We start from the raw sequence: 19419 nt of genomic DNA on the forward strand, positions 1-19419 counted from the left end.
CGCGGCTGCCCAGGGCCCAGGCGTACTGGGGGTTGATGCCGAGAGCACGCGAGAAATCGGCGAGCGCGTCGTCGTACCGCTCCAGAACCTGGTAGGTCAGCCCGCGGCTGCCCAGGGCCCAGGCGTACTGCGGATTGATGTCGAGAGCACGCGAGAAATCGGCCAGCGCCTCGTCGAAGCGCTCCATGCGCCGGTACGTCTCCGCGCGGCTGCCGACGGCCCACTCGTACCCGGGATCGAGCTCGATGGCGCGGGTGTAGTCGGCCAGAGCCTCCTCGTACCGGCCCATGGCCAGATACGTCTGCCCACGGCTGGCGACGGCCCACTCGTACCCGGGGTCGAGCTCGATGGCGCGGGTGTAGTCGGCCAGAGCCTCCTCGTGCCGGCCCATGAGCCGGTACGTCTCACCGCGTGCGGCGTAGTTGCGCGCGGTGTCCGGCGCGAGGCCCAGAGCCGCGGCGCAGTCCGCCAGCGCGCTCTCGTGGTCGCCCACCGCCCGGTGCTCGCGGGAGCGGACCCAGTACGCCAGACTCCTTCCGTCCGGGGCCAGTTCGGTCGCGGCCAACAGCAACGTCAGCACGGCGAAGCCTGCCGCGTCCTGCTCCCCTGCGGCTTCCAGGCGCTGTCCCCAGGACGTGAGGACGGCGGCCCCGGTGTCCTCCCCGGCCTGGCCGAGGATCTGGGCCCAGCGACGCAGCGTCGCCAGGTCGAGATCGACGGCGTGAACCGCGTGGTGCAGGGCGTCCGGCAGCGCGGTACGCGGGTTCGCGCACAGCCGGTGGTACGTCTCGTTGAGCCGGTGCTCGCGCCAGGCCGCGTCCTCCCAGTGCCCGTCGGCCCCGGCACCGAGATCGGCCTCCGCCGCCAGCCGCCACTGCTCGAACGTGTCGGCGAGGCGGGTGTGCGCCTCCTGCCACCGGGAAGGCGACCGGGTGCGCTGCAGGCGCAGCATCGCTGCGCGGACGACGTCGTGGTAGCGGCAGCGGCCCGCCTGCGAGGAGACGAACGCCAGCCCGCGGAGCCACGGGTAACCGTCGGCGGCGGCTTCCGGAACGGCGCAGCGGTAGACGTCCTCGTTCAACTGCAGAGGCAGCGCGCAGGCCAGCGCCGCCGCGCGGCGCACCGCATCCGGCTCCCACCTCAGGAACCTCTCGACCGCCGTCTCGGACGGGTCACCGATGCTGTCACCGGTGCCCGGGTCGCTCCGGGCCAGCATGTCGACCAGCAGCGGAAGCCGCCCGGACAGGCGCAGGACCAGCTCGACGCTGGGCTCGTCGGCGACTCCGTGTGTGGCGAGGAGCGTACGGGCCTCCTCCTCGGTGAACACCTCCAGGCGCACCTCGGTGACCTGCCCCAGCCAGTCGCCCCAGACCCGGGCGTCCAGGCGCAGCTGCCCGGACAGCACGACCTGCACGTTGACGGGCAGTCCCCCGTACTCCTCACCGAAGACGATGCTCCGCAGCCAGGCGTCGAGCACCGGTCCGGTCCGCTCGTACACGTCGAAGAACAGCACCACCCGCTCGCACCGCTCGGCGACGTCCGCCAGGTCCTCCAGGAAGACCGGGGCGAGACTCGCCACCGGATTCATCACCAGCTGCACATCGTCGTGGCTCCGCAGCCGCATGTTCAGCATGGTCCGCATCCGGTCGGCGCCCAGAGCCACCTGCTGCGGATCGACCGCCCCGACGAACGCCCCCACACCGGGCAGCATCCCCAGCCCGACCAGACCCACCTGCGCGGCCACCGTGCTCGACGGCGAGGCGGCGGAGGCGGGTACGCCCTCGGCCGCACCCGGCTCACCCGGCGCGGCCTGCGGGACGGAAGCCGCGTTCTCGGCCTGGTGCCGACGCTGACGGTAGGTGGCCAGCTGCTTGTCGAACCGCTTCAGCGGGTGCCCCTGCTGGCCCAGCCGGGCACTGACCGCCTCCATCGCCTCGAGCGCGTCGTGCACGTCGTCGTCGACGAACGCCGTGACCACCGAAGTCTGCTCGCGCGCCGCGGACTCCCACTGCCGTACGAGGGTCGACTTGCCCACGCCGCCGTTGCCGCGCACATGGAACAGGAACGGAAAGTCGGCCTCTTCCGGATCGCGGGCGAAGGTCTCGCGGAAGACCGCCAGTTCACCGCGGCGCCCCACGAACCCCGCACGCCCGTGCCGCCGATTGACTTCCTGCCGCGACGGCCGACGCCCAGCCACACCGCATCACCCCCGAATGGTGAACATGATGCCCCGTCAACACGCCTGCCGGAACACCGGACAACGAGTGACGGCCGCAGAGCGACGCCCCCTGCGGGGCACCTCTCTGCGGCCGTCGGACACCACACCGCGCTGCGCGGTCCCGCTACGCCGCGAGGTCCTTCTCGTCGGGCGAGGCGCCACGCCCCGAGCCGGGACGCGGCTCGGGAATCCCGCGCGACTCACCCAGGTCGTCGGCCGAGGACGCCACCGGCCGGCGCGAGCGGACGAGCCACCCGACCGACCCGGAACGCGACACGGCCGTCATCAGCGGAGTCAGCAGCATCATCGCCAGCGGGGCCAGCAGCAGAGCCACCGACGTACCGAGAGCGAAACCGCCGATCACATCGGTCGGGTAGTGCACGCCCATGTACACGCGGCAGAAGCCCTCCAGGAGCGCCAGCGCGATCGCCACCAGGCCGAATCTCCGGTTGGCCACGAAGAGCCCCACCGCGATCGCCATCGCCATCGTCGCGTGGTCGCTCACGAAGGAGAAGTCGGTCTTGCCCGCCACCAGGACATCGAGTCCCTCGTGGTCGTAGAACGGACGCCGCCGCTCCACGAAACCCCGGATCGGGATGTTCACGAGCAGGGCGATTCCGGCCGCGAGGGGTGCCCACACGAGCCCGGCGACCGCCGTCACCGAATCGTCGGCCGTCCCGCGTCGGCGCACGCTCCACCAGCACCACAGGACCGCCAGGACCATGCCGAGCATGATCCCGTATTCACCGACGAACTCCATGACCCGGTCGAACCAGGCAGGAGCGGCCTTCGCCAGCCCGTTGATGTCGTAGAGCAGGCTGACGTCGGGGTTCGACCCATCGAGTGCGAGTCCAGCCATCTGCCGCGGCCCCTTGCCTTGTCTGCTGCTGCGACGCACAGCGCTGTGCGTCGCCTTTGTCGGACCCCCGTGGTCGGTGCGATTCAGTACTGCGTGACGCCGTCGGCGCCGTGCCGCGTGACTGTCCTGGCCAGTGCCGCATGGTCAGTGCGCATGCTGTCCCAGTCCAGGGAACGGCCTGTTGGCTGCGTACGTTCCACTCTCCACCGAATGATCACCATGACGTTATCGAAGAGTGACTCATCGTCGCTGCTCAGGGCCTGGACCTTACGGAGAGTTCCGGCCACGGCCCACGGTCCGTCAGCCCTGCGGGAGAGCGGTCGGAAGAGCCGCCGCTCCGTCCTCTGTGACTCGCGTCGCACCGAAGTAGTCAGGAGTGTCGATCTTGTCGAACCGGATCACGGCCCCGGTGAACGGCGCGTTGATCATGTACCCGCCTCCGACGTAGAGCCCCACGTGCCGGATGGCCCGCGAGTTGTTCAGGTCGTCCGAGAAGAACACCAGGTCACCGGGGAGCAACTCGTCCCGCGAGGGGTGCGGCCCGGCGTTGTACTGGTCATTGGCCACCCGCGGCAACTCGATGTCGACGGTCCGGTACGCGGCCTGCGTCAGCCCCGAACAGTCGAACCGGCCATTCTGAGCCGCCGTTCCGTTGCCGCCCCAGAGGTAGGGCGTACCGAGCTTCTTCTGCGCGAAGTAGATCGCCCCGGCCGCCTGCTGCGACGGCGCGACCCGGCCCACGGGCCTGGCGAAGCTCTTCTCCAGCGACCGGATGATTTTGACGTAATTCTGCGTCTCCGAGATCGCGGGAACCCCGCCGGCCCGGATCACCCGGTAGGCCCCGGCGTTGTAGGCGGCGAGCATGTTGTCGGTCGGATCGCCCGGCACCTTCTTGACGTACCCGGCGAGCTCGCAGTCGTACGAAGCGGCGGACGGAATCGCATCCGCCGGATCCCACACGTCCCGGTCCCCGTCGTTGTCCCCGTCGACGCCGTGCGCGGCCCAGGTACCGGGGATGAACTGCGCGATGCCCTGCGCGGCGGCATGACTCTGGGCGCGGGGGTTCCAGCCGCTCTCCTGGTACAGCTGGGCGGCCAGCAGGGCGGGATTGATGGCCGGGCAGAGGTTGCCCCACTTCTCCACGAGCGGCTGATACCGCGCGGGAACGGCCCCCTTGGCCAGCCCTACGGCACCGCCCGCCCCGGAGATACCGGCGGCGGCGGAGTACGTACCCACGACGAGCAGAGCGATGAAGCACAGGCCCAGCCCGATGCCGCCGCCGAGGAACACCCAGTATTTCCGCACCCCACAACCATCCCCCATACGGGCGGGGTTCACGACGCGATTCGCTGGTGTGTACGGGTGGATGGGGGCATGAGGGGGCGTCAGGGGCGGTTACGGGGGGTCAGGGGGCGCCGGCGGACCAGAAGGCGGAGCGGATGTTGGGGCGGGGGATGTGCTCCATGCCCTCGTAGGTGGGCGCGGTCGGCTCGGTGGTGGACTCGGCGACGTCTGACTCCTGTACGCAGGGGCTGTCGACCTCGAAGAACACTTGCCCTTCGCCTCCGACGATCAGACTGACGCCAAACCCGTCCTTTGTCTGAGCGAAGATTGCCGGAACCTCTGGATCCTTGTTGACGGCCTTGATCCTGTACCCGCTCTTTCGCCAGGAGCGATCGACTACGCCTAGGAAGCTGCCTCGACGGTCCGCAGAGACGATGGTCATGACCGTGCGCCTTCGGGTTACGTCACAGGTGCCCGTGGTGGTCGGCCCGTGAGTCCATCGAACCGCTGGCCGAATCTCCTTCAGTACATCGTCGAGAATCCCGTCGGCACGCCCTGCCGCTTCCTGCATATCCATATCCGCCCTCTTGTTTCCACTCAGAGGCGAGAGGCTCCCCATGCAACCCGAGAGCGACCCAAGCATGACCAGAGCAGCGACAACACCCCAGGAAAATCGCATTACCGGTGCTCCTCCGCCTTAACTTTCTCGGAACGCCCAGCAGCAATCAGGGCGATGTTGTTGGCTGACGTCGAATCTCTAACCGGATCGAAGTACTGGGAATGCGCATCGATGGACAGCCCATTGGCGCCCACGAGGCGTGGCCCGTCATCAACACGAAATCGGTTGGCGCCGAACGCCTCGCTCGCCGGATCCCTTCCAAACCAGAGATCATCGTCACCATGGTCAGCGATGTCCCCAACCACAGAGGCGAAGGGGCCCGCGGCGGCGCCTAAGGCCACTTGCTGCTTGGACGGGAGCTTTGTCACCACATCGTTCTCTGCCGCACCGACAAATACATGCCCCTCCCCTACCCCCAGGTCCTGTGCCCGATCCACACCCACCCCAGGGCTGCCAACGAGAACAATGTCGTCAACTCCTGGGATTCCATCGCCCTGCTGGGTAGCAGCACCGACGGTCCGCGAACCGTACGAGTGACCGATCGCCGTGAAGTGCGGGTCCTCATTCTCATTGGTGGCCACCAACCCGCCCATGAATCCTTTGAAGGCACCCCCACCCTGTTCAGCTCTGTCCTCCCCCATGACTGATAAGCTCCCGAACCCATCCGGAGATTGCGGCGCGTCGTAACCCAGCCACACAATCGCTGCACTGGAGGAGTCGTAGTAGCGACTACCAATTGCCGTATCACGGGCACGCTTAAGGTCACCCTCCGCGAACTCTCGATCCAAAGACGTATTCAGCCCTGGCACGTATGCAGACACGTTCCTAGCCGTATCCGGATTGCCATACGAGACAATCGCCCTCCCATTACCCTCATCACTGATTCCCAGCAAAAACATCGGTGGCTCCCCTGGCTTCGGCGCCGCCTGCAACTGCCGATCGATCTCCCGCAGCCCCGCCAACTGCGTCACCGACCGGTCATCGTCCTGCCCCTCCAGCTTCCCGATCAGCAGCGACAGGTTGTCCCGGTTCGCCGCGTCCCTCACCACCGCCGGGATCCCGTCCAGGTTCCCGATCCGGTCCGGGTACACCGCCAGGTACTCCTCGCGCTGTTCCTGCGTCAGGCCCGCCCACCACGCGTGCCGTTCGGCCGGGGTTGCGTCCTGCGGGATGCCGTTCCTCAGGTACGACCGCGCCGCGTCCCGGACCGCCGCCGCGTCCCCCGCCGCGTCCTTCCATGTCGAGTCCGGGACCTTCAGGCCCTCCTCGGCCTTCAGGCGTCGCAGGATTCCCGCGTACCGCCAGTCGATCTCGGCCGCCGCCCGCACCGCCCCCACCACCCGGTCCGCGATGTCCTGCGCCTTCGCCGTGTTGGGGTTCGGCGCGACCAGCCCGGATGGCGCCACCAGCCCCGGCAGCCCGCCCGACGACGCCGTACCGCCCCGGAGCGGCTTGCCGTCGATCAGTCCCTCGCCGGCCGCCGGGTACGTCACCGAACCGTCCGGGTGCACCGTGAACTTCAGACCAGCCGCGTCGTCCAGCGCATCCGTCAGCACCCGCTGCTGCGCGCGCATCTCGTGGGCCAGGCTGTTCAGCGTCGTACGGAGCAGCCCGCACTCCGTGTACACGTACTGGAAGTTCCGGCTCAGTTGCCGCAGCCGCGCCACCGCCGAGTCCGCCGCTTCGCCCTGCTGCGTGTCGCGCAGCCCGTTCAGGAGTTGCTTGTCGATCCGGTCGCGCGCCGCGTCGGCCCGGTTGCTCGCGCGGCCCCATCCGTCGGCCGCCCCTTCCAGTTCGGCGCATTTCAGGTCCCGTAACGCCGCCCAGGTCAGTCCCGCCGTCTTCTTCACCGCGTCCCGGCCTTGTCTGCCGCAGGTGCGAAGGACGACCTCACGGCCTCGTTCGTCGCGCCCTGGATCCGTGCGACGGCCCGCAGCCTGCCGGCGAGGCTCGCGCACTCGCCCTGCGCCGCCGCGATCCGCCGCTCCCACGACGTCCGTACGGTGCCGAGTTCGGCCAGCGCCGAGAGGTCACCGGCCCCCGCCGTCAGCCCTTGGTGCGCCAGCGCCAGCTCCGAGGGCACGGGACCCAGGTGCGTACGCAGTGCCTCCGCACCTCCCGCAGCCCGCAGCCACGGCCCGTCGCTGTGCCTCAGCTGCTCCCGACCGCCGCCGCCCGCCGGACCCATCGGTCCCCCCGGTTCACTCAGCCCCTGCACCCCAGCCACACCGCTCACCCCGTTCCTCGATCATGGAGCGGCACTGTGCCAAACCCGGCGTACGCGACACGCCGGGCCCACCTCCGCCGGAGCCCCCCGCCCCGGCCCCCCAAGGCACCACCGCCCCGGCATTCACCCGAACGCGCGATGAGCAGAGCCGGGAGTGCCGTCCGGCCACGGAACCAAGGTCGTCCCCCGCGACGTCCACCCCCGCGTCCCCAGGATCCGCACCGTCGCGAGAAGGACCGCACCATGACCGCAACCCGCTACCTCTACCTCGCCCGCCACGCCGAGGCATCGCCCGACGAGACCGAACTGACGGCGAACGGGCGGCGTCAGGCGGCTCTGCTCGGCGAACGGCTCCGGGACAGCCCCCTTTCCGCGATCCACCACGGACCGCTCCCCCGCGCCGCGCAGACGGCCCGGCTGGTCCGCGACCAGCTCGACGACATCCCCCTGTACGCCTGCGAACCGGCCGGGGACTACCTCCCGTACCTCCCGCAGCGGGACGAGCTCCCGCCCGGGTCGGCAGACCGACTCCTGCCGTTCGTCGAGCAGTTCCCCGCCGAGGAGCGCGAGCGCGGTCCGGAGCTGGCCCGCGCCGCGACGGCACGCTTCACCGGGCCCGTCGAGGGCGACGAGCCCCGCCATGAACTGGTCGTCACCCACGCGTTCCTGGCCGCCTGGTTCGTACGGGACGCCCTCGACGCTCCTGCCTGGCGCTGGATGGGCCTGAACCACTCCAACGCGGCGCTGACCGTCATCCGTTACACGCCCGGCCGACCGGCCGCCGTGGTCATGGTGAACGACATGGGTCACCTTCCCGCCGAGCTCCGCTGGACCGGCTTCCCGCCGGAGCTCCGCCTCTGAGCCGGGCACAGCGGATGGTCGTCCCTCGGCTCCCCCGGACGGATGGTTTATCGAGCGCTGCGTACCCGGTACGGGCCGGCACACCGCGGACTTCGTGACCATGCACCACGTGATCTCCCTCCAGCGCACCCCATCGCGCGCCCGCCGGTTGCTGATGACCGCAGGGCTCGCCGCGGCGGCCCTCGTCTCGTCGCTGCCCGCCGGACCGCCGGCCCGGGCCGCCGCCACCGCCGCTCCCGCACCGCCCCGGCCCACGACCGCCGCCGAGACCCGCACCGCCGCATGGCTGGACGCCCATGGAAAGGGCGCCCGGGCGGCCGACCGGTTCTTCCGGGACCTGCCGAAGGGAGGCGACCTGCACAATCACCTCTCCGGTGCGGTGCGGACCGAGTACCTCATCCAGCTCGCCGCCGACGACGGCCTCTGCATCGACGCGACCCTGACCGCCGTCGCCCCACCGTGCGGCCCCGGCACCCGGCCGGCCGCCGACGCGCTCACGGATGCCGGGTTCCGGCAGGTCGTCATCCGCGCGTGGTCCATGCAGGACTTCCCGCAGGGGGAATCGGGGCACGACCACTTCTTCGCCACGTTCGGCAAGTTCGGCGCCGCGACCGCACACACGGGAAAGCTGCTGGCCGATGTGACAGGCACCGCCGCCGTACAGAACCAGTCGTACCTGGAGACCATGGTCACCCCCGTCGCTGCCGCCACGAGGGAGCTCGCGACCGATGTCGGCTGGGATCCGGACCTCGCCGCCCTGCACCGCGAACTGCTCGCCGGAGGACGGCTGGACCGACTCGTCACCGCCGCCGAGCAGGAGTCGGACACGGACGACGCCGAGTTCCGCGCGACCGCGCACTGCGGGAGCAGCCGCCCCGCTCCGGGCTGCCGGGTCACGGTGCGCAGGATCTTCCAAGTGCTGCGCGAAAACCCTCCGGAGTACGTCTTCACCCAGATCGCCCTGGGACTGCGCCTGGCCGAGCGCGACCCGCGCTTCCTCGCGGTGAACCTGGTCCAGCCGGAGGACGCCGAGATCTCCCTGCGCGACTACCGCCTCCACATGCGCATGCTGAACTACCTGCACACGCTCTACCCGCGCACCCACATCACCCTGCACGCCGGCGAACTGGTGCCCGGCCTGGTGAAGCCCGAGGACCTGACCTTCCACATCAATGACGCCGTACGCACAGGGCAGGCCGAGCGGATCGGGCACGGCGTCGACCTCGTACACGAGGACAACTGGCCGCGTCTCGCCCGCGACATGGCCCGCCGGCAGATCGCCGTGGAAGTGCCGCTGACCAGCAACGCGCAGATCCTCCAGGTGGAGGGCGAGGAGCACCCGTTCCCGGTGTACCGGGCGTACGGAGTCCCCGTGGTGCTGGCCACGGACGATCCCGGCGTGTCACGCACCGACATCAGCCATGAGTACCGCCGCGCGGCCCGCGCCTACGGGCTCGGCTATCCCGAACTCAAGGACCTGGCCCGGGCGTCTCTGGAGTACGCCTTCCTGCCGGGCCGCAGCCTGTGGCGACCCGACCCCGTGCGCAAGGGTTTCCGGCTGGTCGAGGAGTGCCGGTTCCTGGAGTCGACGCGCTGCGCACGACTGCTCGCGGACAGCCCGAAAGCGCGGCTGGAGGCCCGCCAGGAGCGGTCCTTCCGGGCGTTCGAGGCCCGGTACGTGGGCTGAGCAGCCCCACCCGACAGGACCCGCCAAGGACACACCTGAACAACCAACTGGGTTTACTGTGAGGTGAGTTGCTGCGCAGTCGGCAACGCGCCGGGCATCGGAGGGGGAGCCGTGACGAGGGCGCGTATCGGGGACTACGTGATCGTGCGCGAGATAGGCAGCGGCGGCATGGGCTCGGTCTATCTGGGGCGCTCGCGTGGCGGCCGGGAGGTCGCCATCAAGGTGATCCGGCCCGAGTACGCGGCCGACCCCCGGTACCGGACCCGGTTCCGCAAAGAGGTCGAGGCCGCCCGCAGGGTCGGCGGCTTCCACACGGCTGCCGTGGTGGACGCCGACCCTGACGCGCCTGAGCCGTGGATGGCCAGTGCGTTCGTCAAAGGGCCGACGCTTGCCGACGAAATCCGGCGGCGCGGCCCGTTGGGCGAGGCCAGGCTGTGGGCTCTGGCAGCGGCGCTGGCCGAGGCACTGGAGGCGATCCACTCCTGCGGGCTCGTGCACCGCGATCTCAAGCCGGCCAACATCGTCCTGGCCGAGGACGGGCCGCGCGTCCTGGATTTCGGGATCGCCCGCCCCCTGGAAGGCACGCGGTTGACCGTCGACGGCGGCGTGATCGGCACCCCCGGGTTCGTCGCGCCGGAGCAGGTACAGGGCCACGGCGACATCACCGGCGCGTGCGACGTCTTCGCTCTCGGCGCCGTACTGGTCGCGGCGGCGGGCGGCAGCGCGTTCGGGCACGGCGAGGCGTACGGACAGATGTACGCCGCAGTACACACGGAGGCCGACACGTCAGCGGTGCCGAAGGCGCTGCAGACCCTGGTGCGCGCATGCCTGCACAAGAATCCCGAACAGCGAACGTCTCCGCGGTTGTTGCTCGACCTGTGCGCGAGCGGCGGAGCCGACGACCGTACCGCCACGGTTCCCGACGGCTCCGCCCACGCCCCTACGGAGACGGCGACCCGGCCCGCGCCGCCCCCGGTGCCCCCTGGTCTGCCGCCCGTGGCCGTCTATCAGCGTGACCCGAAGGACTGGAACCGGCAGGTGCTGCGGAACCTGCTCTACATACTTCTGCTCGTCGCGCTGACCACACTGAACATCACGGTCTTCCACCTGCCGGAGGCGGTGACGGGGCTGAGTGTCTTCGGTGCGTTCCTCGTACTCATACGCTTCGTCGGCTTGACCAGCACGGGCCAGGAACGGCTCCTCGTCAACGACCTGGGCATCGGGGTGGGAGCCCCGGACAACCTGATCGTGCTGCGCTGGTCCGGTATCGCCGCCCTGGAGCTGGACGCCGAGGAAGCCTGGCTGACCCTGCGGCTCAACTCAGGGCAGCAACTCCCCATGGGCTTCCAGCACCCGACGTGGGTCCTCGCCCACGAAGCCAAGGGCTTCACCCGAATCCACACGGGTCTGCTCCACCCGGCCGCCGAAGCGCCCCCGCTGCCGGACACGCTTCGCGCCCTGGCCAAGCGCCACGGGGTCCCGCTGACGGACCCCAAGTCCCACTGACAACGTGAGGCGCGGCGGCCTTCCACGTGCGCTACGGCAGGCCGTCCGGCTGGTGAAAGAATCCGATGATGACCTCATCCTCAGAAACGATCGACGCGTCCGTGGCCGGCACCTGGAAGCTCGGAGACCTGACGGTCAACAGGATCGGCTTCGGCGCCATGCGCCTCCCGCAGAACGGTCCGGCCCTGGCACGCGGCGACTCCAGCGACCGGGGCCGGGCCATGCGTGTCCTGCGCCGTGCGGTCGAACTCGGCGTGAACCACATCGACACCGCCGCCTTCTACTTCTCACCCCTGCGGTCCGCCAACGAGCTCATCAACAGCGCGCTCGCCCCGTACGCCGACGACCTGGTCATCACCACCAAGGTCGGACCGGGCCGTGATCCCTCCGGTGAGTGGGTGTGGGCCGAGCCGGACCAACTGCGCGGCCAGGTGGAGGAGAACCTGCGCCAGCTCGGACGCGACCACCTCGACGTGGTGAACCTGCGCATCGCCCGCGGCCACACGTCCTCGTCCGTCGCCGAGCACTTCGGCGCACTGGCCGAACTGCGTGCGGCCGGGCTGATCCGCCACCTGGGCATGTCCAACACCTCACCGGCACAGCTCGCCGAGGCCCGGGCCATCGCACCCGTGGTCTGCGTACAGAACATGTACGGCATCGGCTCCCCGCCCGAGCACCACGCCCTTCTGACCCACTGCGGAGAGCAGGGCATCGCGTTCGTGCCGTTCTACGCGATCGCCGGTGCCGGGCGCGAGGCGGGGGCCGGCACCGCCGCGGAGAGCGAAGCGGTGCTCACGGTCGCACGCAACCACGGCGCGACACCGACCCAGGTGCGTCTGGCGTGGACCCTGCACCAGGGACCGCACGTGCTGGCCATCCCGGGCACCGGCAACCCCGACCACCTGACCGAGAACGTGGCCGCCGGTGCGCTGCGGCTGACGGCCGACGAGCTGGCCCTGCTCACCGCATGACCTCGCAGATCCTCCGCTGGAACTTCTTCTTCGGCGGTCACCTGAGCACATCCGTCCCCGTACGCCTCGTCGAACGCACGGACGAGGGGCAGCTGGTGTGGCTGGAGACCGGCACCCCGATGTGGCGCACGGAGTTGCCCGGCCGCGCGCACCTCAGGGACATCCCGCCGCGCGACCGTCCCGCCGGGGGCTATCCGGCGAAGGCCGACCGGTGGCCCCTGGGCAGCGCCCTCATCCACCAGCCGGTCGGGGCGGGCCACTCGGTGTTCTGGCTCTTCGGACGGCGGCAGAGGTTCCGGGGCTGGTACGTGAACCTCGAGCATCGCGTCCACCACGGCGAGGACATCGACGTCGTCGACCACGAACTCGACATCGACGTGGCACCGGACCGCACCTGGCAATGGAAGGACGAGCGGTCGTTCGCCGAGAAGACGGGGCACCCCGCCTACTGGTCGGCCCACCAGGCGGCGGCGATCCGCGCCGAGGGCGAGAGAGTGGCCGGGTTCGCCGAAGCGGGAACCTTTCCGTTCGACGGTTCCTGGTGCGACTTCAGGCCGCCGAAGCACTGGACGACCCCGGCCCTCGCCACGGCCCCGGCCCGGACCGTCCTGTGATCCTGCGGGAACCTTGAGCCCTTCCCCGTACGTCACCTGACGATGCGTCGACCGGAAGCCACCGGCGCGCTCACGGCTCTCGAACAGCGCATACGAACACTCCACAACCGGCGAACGCCGCAACCGCACCCGTAACCCATGGCCACCGTCGTTGCTAGCGGTCACATCGCGTGATACACAGAGTAACCATGCATATGCGCTCAGATCTCTGCACGAGCCGCAGGTCAGGGCGGCCACCCCGGTCAAACGTACGAGATCCGGGTAAAGAGACACGGGAAGGCGTCGTGCTGAGCCGGTTTCATCAGCGAAGATAGAGGGCGACCCGTGTCGTACGGCACGGGCGGCGAACTACCCATCAGGGGCGGTGACTTACATGATCCTGGCAGCTGAAAAGGGCGACATCACCACCATCATCGGCGGAATCGCCCCGAACTGGGGGCCGTTCGGGACCCTGGGCAACGAGGCGCGCATCATGATCGAGGTGGTGATGGCGGTAGCCATCCTGCTCTGCCTCGGCATCGCGATCTGGGGTGCGGCGAAGCAGCGCATCGGGGCGACGGCCCTGCGCGACACCTTCAGCGCGGAACAGGGCAAGGGCCTGATCGTGGCGGGCCTCACCGGAGTCTTCATCATCGGCTCCCTCGGCACCCTGTTCACGATTGTGTACGGGATGGCTGTCTGACCTGCTCGCCGGCCTCCCTGCCCCGGGCTGTCCCGCCCACCCCACACCACCCGTCCGTCGTGCCCACCGGCAGAGGTTGCGTCCCCTGATGTCCAGTCACCACACCGCGCCCACGCGGGAACCAGCACAGCTACCGTCGTACCACGCGGAACTGCACACGGCTGAGGGGGCGTACGCGGCATGAGCCAGGGCGACGAGCGCGGATACGGTGACGAACCGGGCGGCCGTACGGATGACGCGTACAGCACGCTCGGCGGCACGCGCCAGACCCGTACGCGGCTTCCAGGCGGTGACGAGGGCGACGGCTACGGACGCCGGCCCGCCCGGAACTCCCGCTCCCTGGTCATGATCGTGGGCGTGGTCGTGCTCCTCATCGCGGCTATCGCGTTCGCGAACCAGGGCGGGAACAAGGACGAAGGGTCCGGCAGCAGCGGAAAGGAACCGGCCGCCGCCGGCACCGGCCCCACGGCTGCGACGGGCACGAAGCCGGTACAGGGCAAGAACGGCACCATCGCGTCGGGCTTCGCGCATGACGAGCAGGGGGCGCAGAGCGCGGCGGCGAATTACGCGGTGGCGCTTGGGTCTGCGGAGATGTTCGACAAGGGGAAGCGCGACGGCATCCTGCAGGCCACTCACGACCCCGCAGTCGTCGCGAATCTCCAGGCCGACATGGCTGAGGCGTACTCCCCCGGATTCCTCCAGAACGTCGGACTGAACGAGGACGGCACCACGCCCACCGGGCTGACTTTTGTGTCCAGGACCATGCCGGTAGGAACCAAGGTGACTGCCCGGAGCGAGGACAGCGCCACCGTCGAAGTGTGGTGCACCGGCCTCGTCGGCATGGCAGGTCAGGGATCCACCAAGCCGGTGACCGCGACATGGTTCACCATCACCGAGAAGCTCAAGTGGGTCGAGAGCGACTGGAAGATCGAGTCATCGACCCAGGCTGAAGGCCCGACGCCGGTCAACGGCGACAACCGAGCATCGACTGCGGACGACATCGCTGGTGCGGTTGAGGAATACGGAGGCTTCACCTATGCCCGATAGCCGCCGCTTCCGCGTGCTTTCAATCGCCGGAGTACTGGGCAGTCTTCCCGCCACATTGGTCCTGTTGGCATCCCGCGCGCATGCGGAGCCGACGCCGACACCCACTCCGTCGCCCAGCACGAGCGACAACCCCTGCGATCTCATCGTCGGGCTCGCCAAGGACTACTGCGAGGACGGCGAAGGCGCCGGAAGTCCGTCGCGCCGCGCCCCCACCGTCACCGACGACGCCCTCGACCCCCTCTCCTCCCTGGCCCGCGGCTGCGCCGACGCCGCGTCCTGGACCGTCGGCAAGCTCAGTGAGGCCGTGGAGGGCACCGCCACCGTCGACTTCACGAACCAGCGGTTCCTGCAGCAGTACGCCGTCGTCTTCGCGGCCTCCACCATCCTCACGCTCGTCCTGTGGCTCCTCGCCGTGGCCAAGCGCGCGATCCGCGGTGTCCCGCTGACCACCGCGATCTCCGAGGCGATCGGCTTCCTCTGGCTGACCGTCCTGGCCTCCGCGTTCACCCCGCTCATCCTCTACACCGTCGTCTCCGCGACCGACGGCGTGACCGAAGGCATCGCGACCGCCACCGGCGGCCAGACCGACGTCTTCTTCGGTTCGTTCGCCGAAGCGCTCAAGAAGGGCACCGACATCGGCGGCGGCCCGATCATGCTGATCGTCGTCTCGCTCGTGTCGATCCTCGCCGCCGGAATCCTGTGGCTGGAGCTCGTCATCCGGGCCGCCCTGCTCTACGTCGGCGCCCTGCTGGGCGTCGTCGTCTACGCCGGGCTCGTCGACAAGAACATGTGGGGCCACGTCCGCCGCTGGGCAGGCATCATGATCGCCGTGATCATGGTCAAGCCGGTCATCGTGATCGTGCTCGGCCTGGCCGGTGCGCTCTCCGAGGACGACGGGCCGAACGCCATGTCCGCTGTCGTGTCCGGGCTCGCCATCATCCTGCTGGCCATCTTCGCGTCCGCCATGATCTACCGCTTCGTCCCCGGTTTCGGCGACGAGATCCAGGGCGCACGTACCAACCGCAAGCAAGCCACCGACGGCTCCCAGGCCGCCGCCATGATCAGTTCCCCGGCCGCACTCGTCTCCCAGGGCATCAAGACGCACAGCGGACGCGGCGGCGGCGAGGGAGGCGGTGGAGGCGGCGGTGCCCGCCCCGCCAACCCGGCCAGCGGCGGCGTGGCCGCGCACAGCTCCCGCGGTTCGGGGAGCGGGGTCGGCGGCGGATCTGTCCCCTCCGCCGCACCTCCGCCCCGCAGCGGGTCCGGGCCCACCTCCGGAACCCCCCACGGCAGCCGCTCCTCGCGAGGCGGCGGTTCAGGCAGCACAGGTAACACGAGCACAGGAGGTGGAGGGCGTTGACGACCCAGTCCCACACGATCGCGCCCCGCCGTACGTATCTCATCGGCCGCGCCAGGCCGAACGCGATCGTCGGCAAGAACCGGGAGACGGGCGAGATCGCGCTGATCATCGTCGGCGCGTTCCTCGGCATGATGAGCGGGCTCCTCGTCCCGGTCCTCTCCCTGCGGATCGTGGCCCTCATGGGCTTCCCCATGCTGGCCCTGGCCGTCGTGTACGTCCCCTTCAAGGGCCGCACGTTCTACAAGTGGTTCGAGATCAACCGCAGCTTCAAGCGCACCCTGCGTCGCGGTACGACCTACCGTTCCGCCGCCATGGAGGCGGGTGTCAGCGCCGACGGGCGTGAGGTGGAGATCGGTCCGCCGCCCGGCATCGGCCGGATCAGCTGGCTCGCCGCGCCGTTCGGGCCGGACGAGATCGCCGTGCTCCTGCACGCCGACCGCCGTACCGTCACCGCCGCGATCGAGATCGAGGGCCCCGGGGTCGGCCTGCGCGACAGCGAGGACCAGGAGGCCCTGGTCGACAGGTTCGGCACCCTGCTCAAGCATGTGGCCAACGGCGACGGCTTCGTGACCCGCATCCAGATGCTGGCCCGGACGCTCCCCGCCGACCCCGACGCCCACGCGAAGGACGTCGCCCAGCGCGGCGACAAGGCCGCGCCCGGCTGGCTCCAGGAGTCCTACGACCAGCTCCAGTCGATGGTCTCCACCTCCAGCGAGCAGCACCGCGCCTATCTCGTCGCCTGCATGCACTACAGCCGCGATCTGGCCGCCGAGGCCAACGCCATGGCCCGTGCGGTCCGCCCCCAGGGCCGTCGCAAGCTCGACCGCGACGCCGGGCTCGCCGTCGTCATGGCACGCGAACTCACGGACATCTGCGCACGTCTCGCCGAGGCGGACATCCGGGTCCGCCAGCCGCTCGGCCAGAGCCGGCTGGCCTCGCTCGTGCACTCGATGTACGACCCGGACCACCCCATGGACCACATCCAGGCCATGACGAAGCGCAACGCCTGGCCGGCCGAACTGGACGCGGTCGAACCCACGTTCCTCCAGGCCAAGACCCGTGAGTCGACGACCCGCGCCCCCTGGTGCCATGCCACGGCCTGGGTGAAGGAATGGCCGATGACGCCCGTCGGCGTCAACTTCCTGGCCCCTCTCCTCGTCCACACGCCCGACGTCATCCGTACGGTCGCGGTCTGCATGGACCTCGAGCCCACCGAGGTCGCCATCGAGCGGATGCTGACGGAGAAGACGAACGACGAGGCCGAGGCCAGCCGCCAGGCCAAGATGAACCGCACCGTCGACCCCCGCGACATCGCCGCGCACGGCAGGCTCGACCAGCGGGGTGAAGATCTGGCGAGCGGTGCGGCCGGGGTGAACCTGGTGGGGTACATCACCGTGTCGTCCCGGTCGCCCGAAGCCCTCGCCCGCGACAAGCGGACGATCCGGGCCTCGGCCGGCAAGTCGTACCTGAAGCTGGAGTGGTGCGACCGTGAACACCACCGCGCCTTCGTGAACACCTTGCCGTTCGCCACCGGCATCCGCCGCTGACCACCAACCGAGAGGCAGGGCAGTCACGCCATGCGAGACCCGCTGTCCGCGTTGTCGGATGCCTTCACCGCTTTCCTGTTCGGGAAGGTGGAGACGACCCGGCTGCCGGTCCGTACGTCGACGGGCCAGGCCCAGGCCGTCTACCTGCCGACCGCCGCGCCCGGCCTCGGCGACTCCGGCGTGATCATCGGGCGTGAGGTGTACTCCGGCAAGGGCTACATCTACGACCCCTTCCAGCTGTACGGCCAGCAGCTCCCCGCCCCGCACTGGCTGGTGCTCGGCGAGTCCGGCAACGGCAAGTCCGCGCTGGAGAAGACGTACGTCCTGCGCCAGCTCCGCTTCCGCGACCGCCAGGTCGTCGTCCTGGACGCCCAGGGCGAGGACGGTGTCGGCGAGTGGAACCTCATCGCCCAGGAGCTGGGCATAACCCCCATCCGGCTGGACCCGACCGCCGCGCTGAACGACGGGATCCGCCTCAACCCGCTCGACCCGTCGATCACCACGACCGGTCAGCTCGCCCTGCTCCGCACGATCATCGAAGTCGCCATGGGCCACGGCCTCGACGAGCGTTCCGGCTTCGCGCTCAAGGTCGCGCACGCGTACGTGAACGAGACCATCGGCGACCGCCAGCCGGTCCTGATGGACATCGTGGAACAACTGCGCCACCCGGAGCCGGAGTCGGCCGAGGCCATGAACGTCGACATAGACGATGTGCGGGCCTGGGGCCTGGACGTCGCCCTCGTCCTGGACCGGCTGGTCGACGGCGACCTGCGCGGCATGTTCGACGGCCCGACGACGATCGGTATCGACCTCGACGCACCGCTGATCGTCTTCGACCTCTCGCACATCGACCGCAACTCCATCGCGATGCCGATCCTGATGGCGATCGTCGGCGTCTGGCTGGAGCACACCTGGATCAGGCCCGACCGCAAGAAGCGCATCTTCCTGGTCGAAGAGGCCTGGCACATCATCAACTCGCCCTTCGTCGCACAGCTCTTCCAGCGCCTGCTGAAGTTCGGGCGACGGCTCGGGCTGTCCTTCGTGGCGGTGGTCCACCACCTCAGCGATGTCGTCGACGGGGCCGCGGCGAAGGAAGCGGCGGCCATCCTGAAGATGGCCTCGACGCGGACCATCTACGCGCAGAAGGCCGACGAGGCCAGAGCGACGGGCAAGGTGATCGGCCTGCCCAGATGGGCGGTCGAGATCATCCCGACGCTGACCCCGGGCATCGCGGTCTGGGACGTCAACGGCAACGTACAGGTCGTCAAACACCTGATCACCGAGGCGGAACGCCCCCTGGTGTTCACCGACCGCGCGATGACCGAGGGTTCGACGTCCGACATGCTCCCCGAGGACGTACGGGCCGCGGAGCTGGAGGCGGAGCAGCGGGCGGCGCGGATCGAACACCAGCACCGGATGAACGAGTCGTCCGAGTCAACGGTGGCATGACATGGCACGCCAGGCACCATCCCGTACGGAGCGCGGCGGCGAGGGACAGGGCGGTGTCCCGGACGGCCTGCTGATCGGCCTCCTGGCCTTCCTTTTCGGGCTGACGGTGCTGGCCTGGACGGCCACGGGGCTGGCCGGTCTGTTCGCGCACGGGGCCTGGCCGACGGGCGTCACCTTCACGCGGACGCCGCCGGCCCTGCGCGCGCTGGCCCTCGCACCGCAGGACCTCCCGGCGGCCTGGCCCGGCACACCGGCGGGCGAGCTCTCCGGGTACGGCCTGTTCTGGGGCCTGTTCATAGGCGAACTGATGGTGCTGGCGGTCCTGACGGTGTTCGCCGTGGGGGTGGTGGCCCGCTGGCGGATGGTGCGGAAGCGGAGGAACGCGGCGGCCGGCACGTACGAGCCCTCACGCGAGGCCGTTCGTCACACGGAACCCGGGCCCGAGCCGGTACGCCCCGTCGCACCGGCCCCCGTGTTCGTCGAGGCGG

General features: G+C 69.8%; 16 protein-coding genes and 1 pseudogene. 11 read left to right on the forward strand and 6 right to left on the reverse strand.

The features are described 5' to 3' along the window. The 6 genes from ACFW9O_RS32000 to ACFW9O_RS32025 form a co-directional block, all read right to left on the reverse strand. Positions 1–2137, reverse strand: a 2137-nt coding sequence (locus ACFW9O_RS32000) for a tetratricopeptide repeat protein (protein WP_384614191.1), incomplete at its 3' end; no start/stop codon positions are given. Between the two features lie 205 nt (positions 2138–2342). Further along, a complete protein-coding gene (locus tag ACFW9O_RS32005) occupies positions 2343–3077 on the reverse strand; it encodes a phosphatase PAP2 family protein (protein WP_351166600.1) in 735 nt (244 codons plus the stop codon). Between the two features lie 300 nt (positions 3078–3377). Next, positions 3378–4367, reverse strand: coding sequence for an NlpC/P60 family protein (locus tag ACFW9O_RS32010; protein WP_384614210.1), 990 nt, complete (start codon positions 4365–4367; stop codon positions 3378–3380). 115 nt (positions 4368–4482) lie between these two features. Next, positions 4483–4980, reverse strand: a complete 498-nt coding sequence (locus ACFW9O_RS32015) for a hypothetical protein (RefSeq protein WP_384614211.1) — start codon at positions 4978–4980, stop codon at positions 4483–4485. Positions 4981–5039: 59 nt separating this feature from the next. Further along, positions 5040–6830: an alpha/beta hydrolase gene (locus ACFW9O_RS32020; protein WP_384614193.1), complete on the reverse strand. Its 1791-nt coding sequence runs from the start codon at positions 6828–6830 to the stop codon at positions 5040–5042. Next, positions 6827–7216 (reverse strand): hypothetical protein, encoded by a 390-nt coding sequence (locus ACFW9O_RS32025; protein WP_384614194.1) that lies wholly within the window; start codon positions 7214–7216, stop codon positions 6827–6829. The genes ACFW9O_RS32020 and ACFW9O_RS32025 overlap by 4 nt, the downstream gene beginning before the upstream one ends. A 234-nt stretch (positions 7217–7450) precedes the next feature. Between ACFW9O_RS32025 and ACFW9O_RS32030 the strand changes: the two genes are divergently transcribed. The 11 genes and pseudogenes from ACFW9O_RS32030 to ACFW9O_RS32080 form a co-directional block, all read left to right on the forward strand. Further along, positions 7451–8068 carry a histidine phosphatase family protein gene (locus ACFW9O_RS32030; protein WP_384614195.1) on the forward strand — a complete coding sequence of 206 codons (618 nt, stop codon included), beginning with the start codon at positions 7451–7453 and terminating at the stop codon, positions 8066–8068. A 100-nt stretch (positions 8069–8168) separates the two neighbouring features. Then, a complete protein-coding gene (locus tag ACFW9O_RS32035; protein ID WP_384614213.1) occupies positions 8169–9755 on the forward strand; it encodes an adenosine deaminase in 1587 nt (528 codons plus the stop codon). 111 nt (positions 9756–9866) lie between these two features. Then, complete coding sequence (locus ACFW9O_RS32040; RefSeq protein WP_384614197.1) at positions 9867–11261, forward strand: serine/threonine-protein kinase; 1395 nt, start codon at positions 9867–9869, stop codon at positions 11259–11261. A gap of 65 nt (positions 11262–11326) precedes the next feature. Then, positions 11327–12232 (forward strand): aldo/keto reductase, encoded by a 906-nt coding sequence (locus tag ACFW9O_RS32045; protein ID WP_384614199.1) that lies wholly within the window; start codon positions 11327–11329, stop codon positions 12230–12232. Continuing rightward, a complete protein-coding gene (locus tag ACFW9O_RS32050; protein ID WP_384614200.1) occupies positions 12229–12846 on the forward strand; it encodes a DUF402 domain-containing protein in 618 nt (205 codons plus the stop codon). Before ACFW9O_RS32045 ends, ACFW9O_RS32050 begins: the two co-directional genes overlap by 4 nt. A gap of 373 nt (positions 12847–13219) precedes the next feature. Then, complete coding sequence (locus ACFW9O_RS32055) at positions 13220–13528, forward strand: hypothetical protein (RefSeq protein ID WP_014047394.1); 309 nt, start codon at positions 13220–13222, stop codon at positions 13526–13528. Between the two features lie 180 nt (positions 13529–13708). Then, positions 13709–14575 (forward strand): hypothetical protein, encoded by an 867-nt coding sequence (locus ACFW9O_RS32060; protein WP_384614201.1) that lies wholly within the window; start codon positions 13709–13711, stop codon positions 14573–14575. Next, entirely contained in the window at positions 14565–15935 is a 1371-nt protein-coding gene (locus ACFW9O_RS32065) for a hypothetical protein (protein ID WP_384614202.1), read from the forward strand. Before ACFW9O_RS32060 ends, ACFW9O_RS32065 begins: the two co-directional genes overlap by 11 nt. Beyond that, positions 15932–17482, forward strand: a complete 1551-nt coding sequence (locus ACFW9O_RS32070) for an SCO6880 family protein (protein WP_351166582.1) — start codon at positions 15932–15934, stop codon at positions 17480–17482. The genes ACFW9O_RS32065 and ACFW9O_RS32070 overlap by 4 nt, the downstream gene beginning before the upstream one ends. 30 nt (positions 17483–17512) lie before the next feature. Then, the gene (locus ACFW9O_RS32075) at positions 17513–18931 is read left to right on the forward strand and encodes an ATP-binding protein (RefSeq protein ID WP_351166580.1); all 1419 of its coding nucleotides are present in this window, start codon (positions 17513–17515) and stop codon (positions 18929–18931) included. A 1-nt stretch (position 18932) separates the two neighbouring features. After that, positions 18933–19419, forward strand: a pseudogene (locus ACFW9O_RS32080) (type VI secretion protein); the annotation flags it as partial.

Origin of the sequence: Streptomyces sp. NPDC059499, from assembly GCF_042749285.1 — a bacterium.
In the GTDB taxonomy this organism is placed as follows: Bacteria; Actinomycetota; Actinomycetes; order Streptomycetales; family Streptomycetaceae; genus Streptomyces.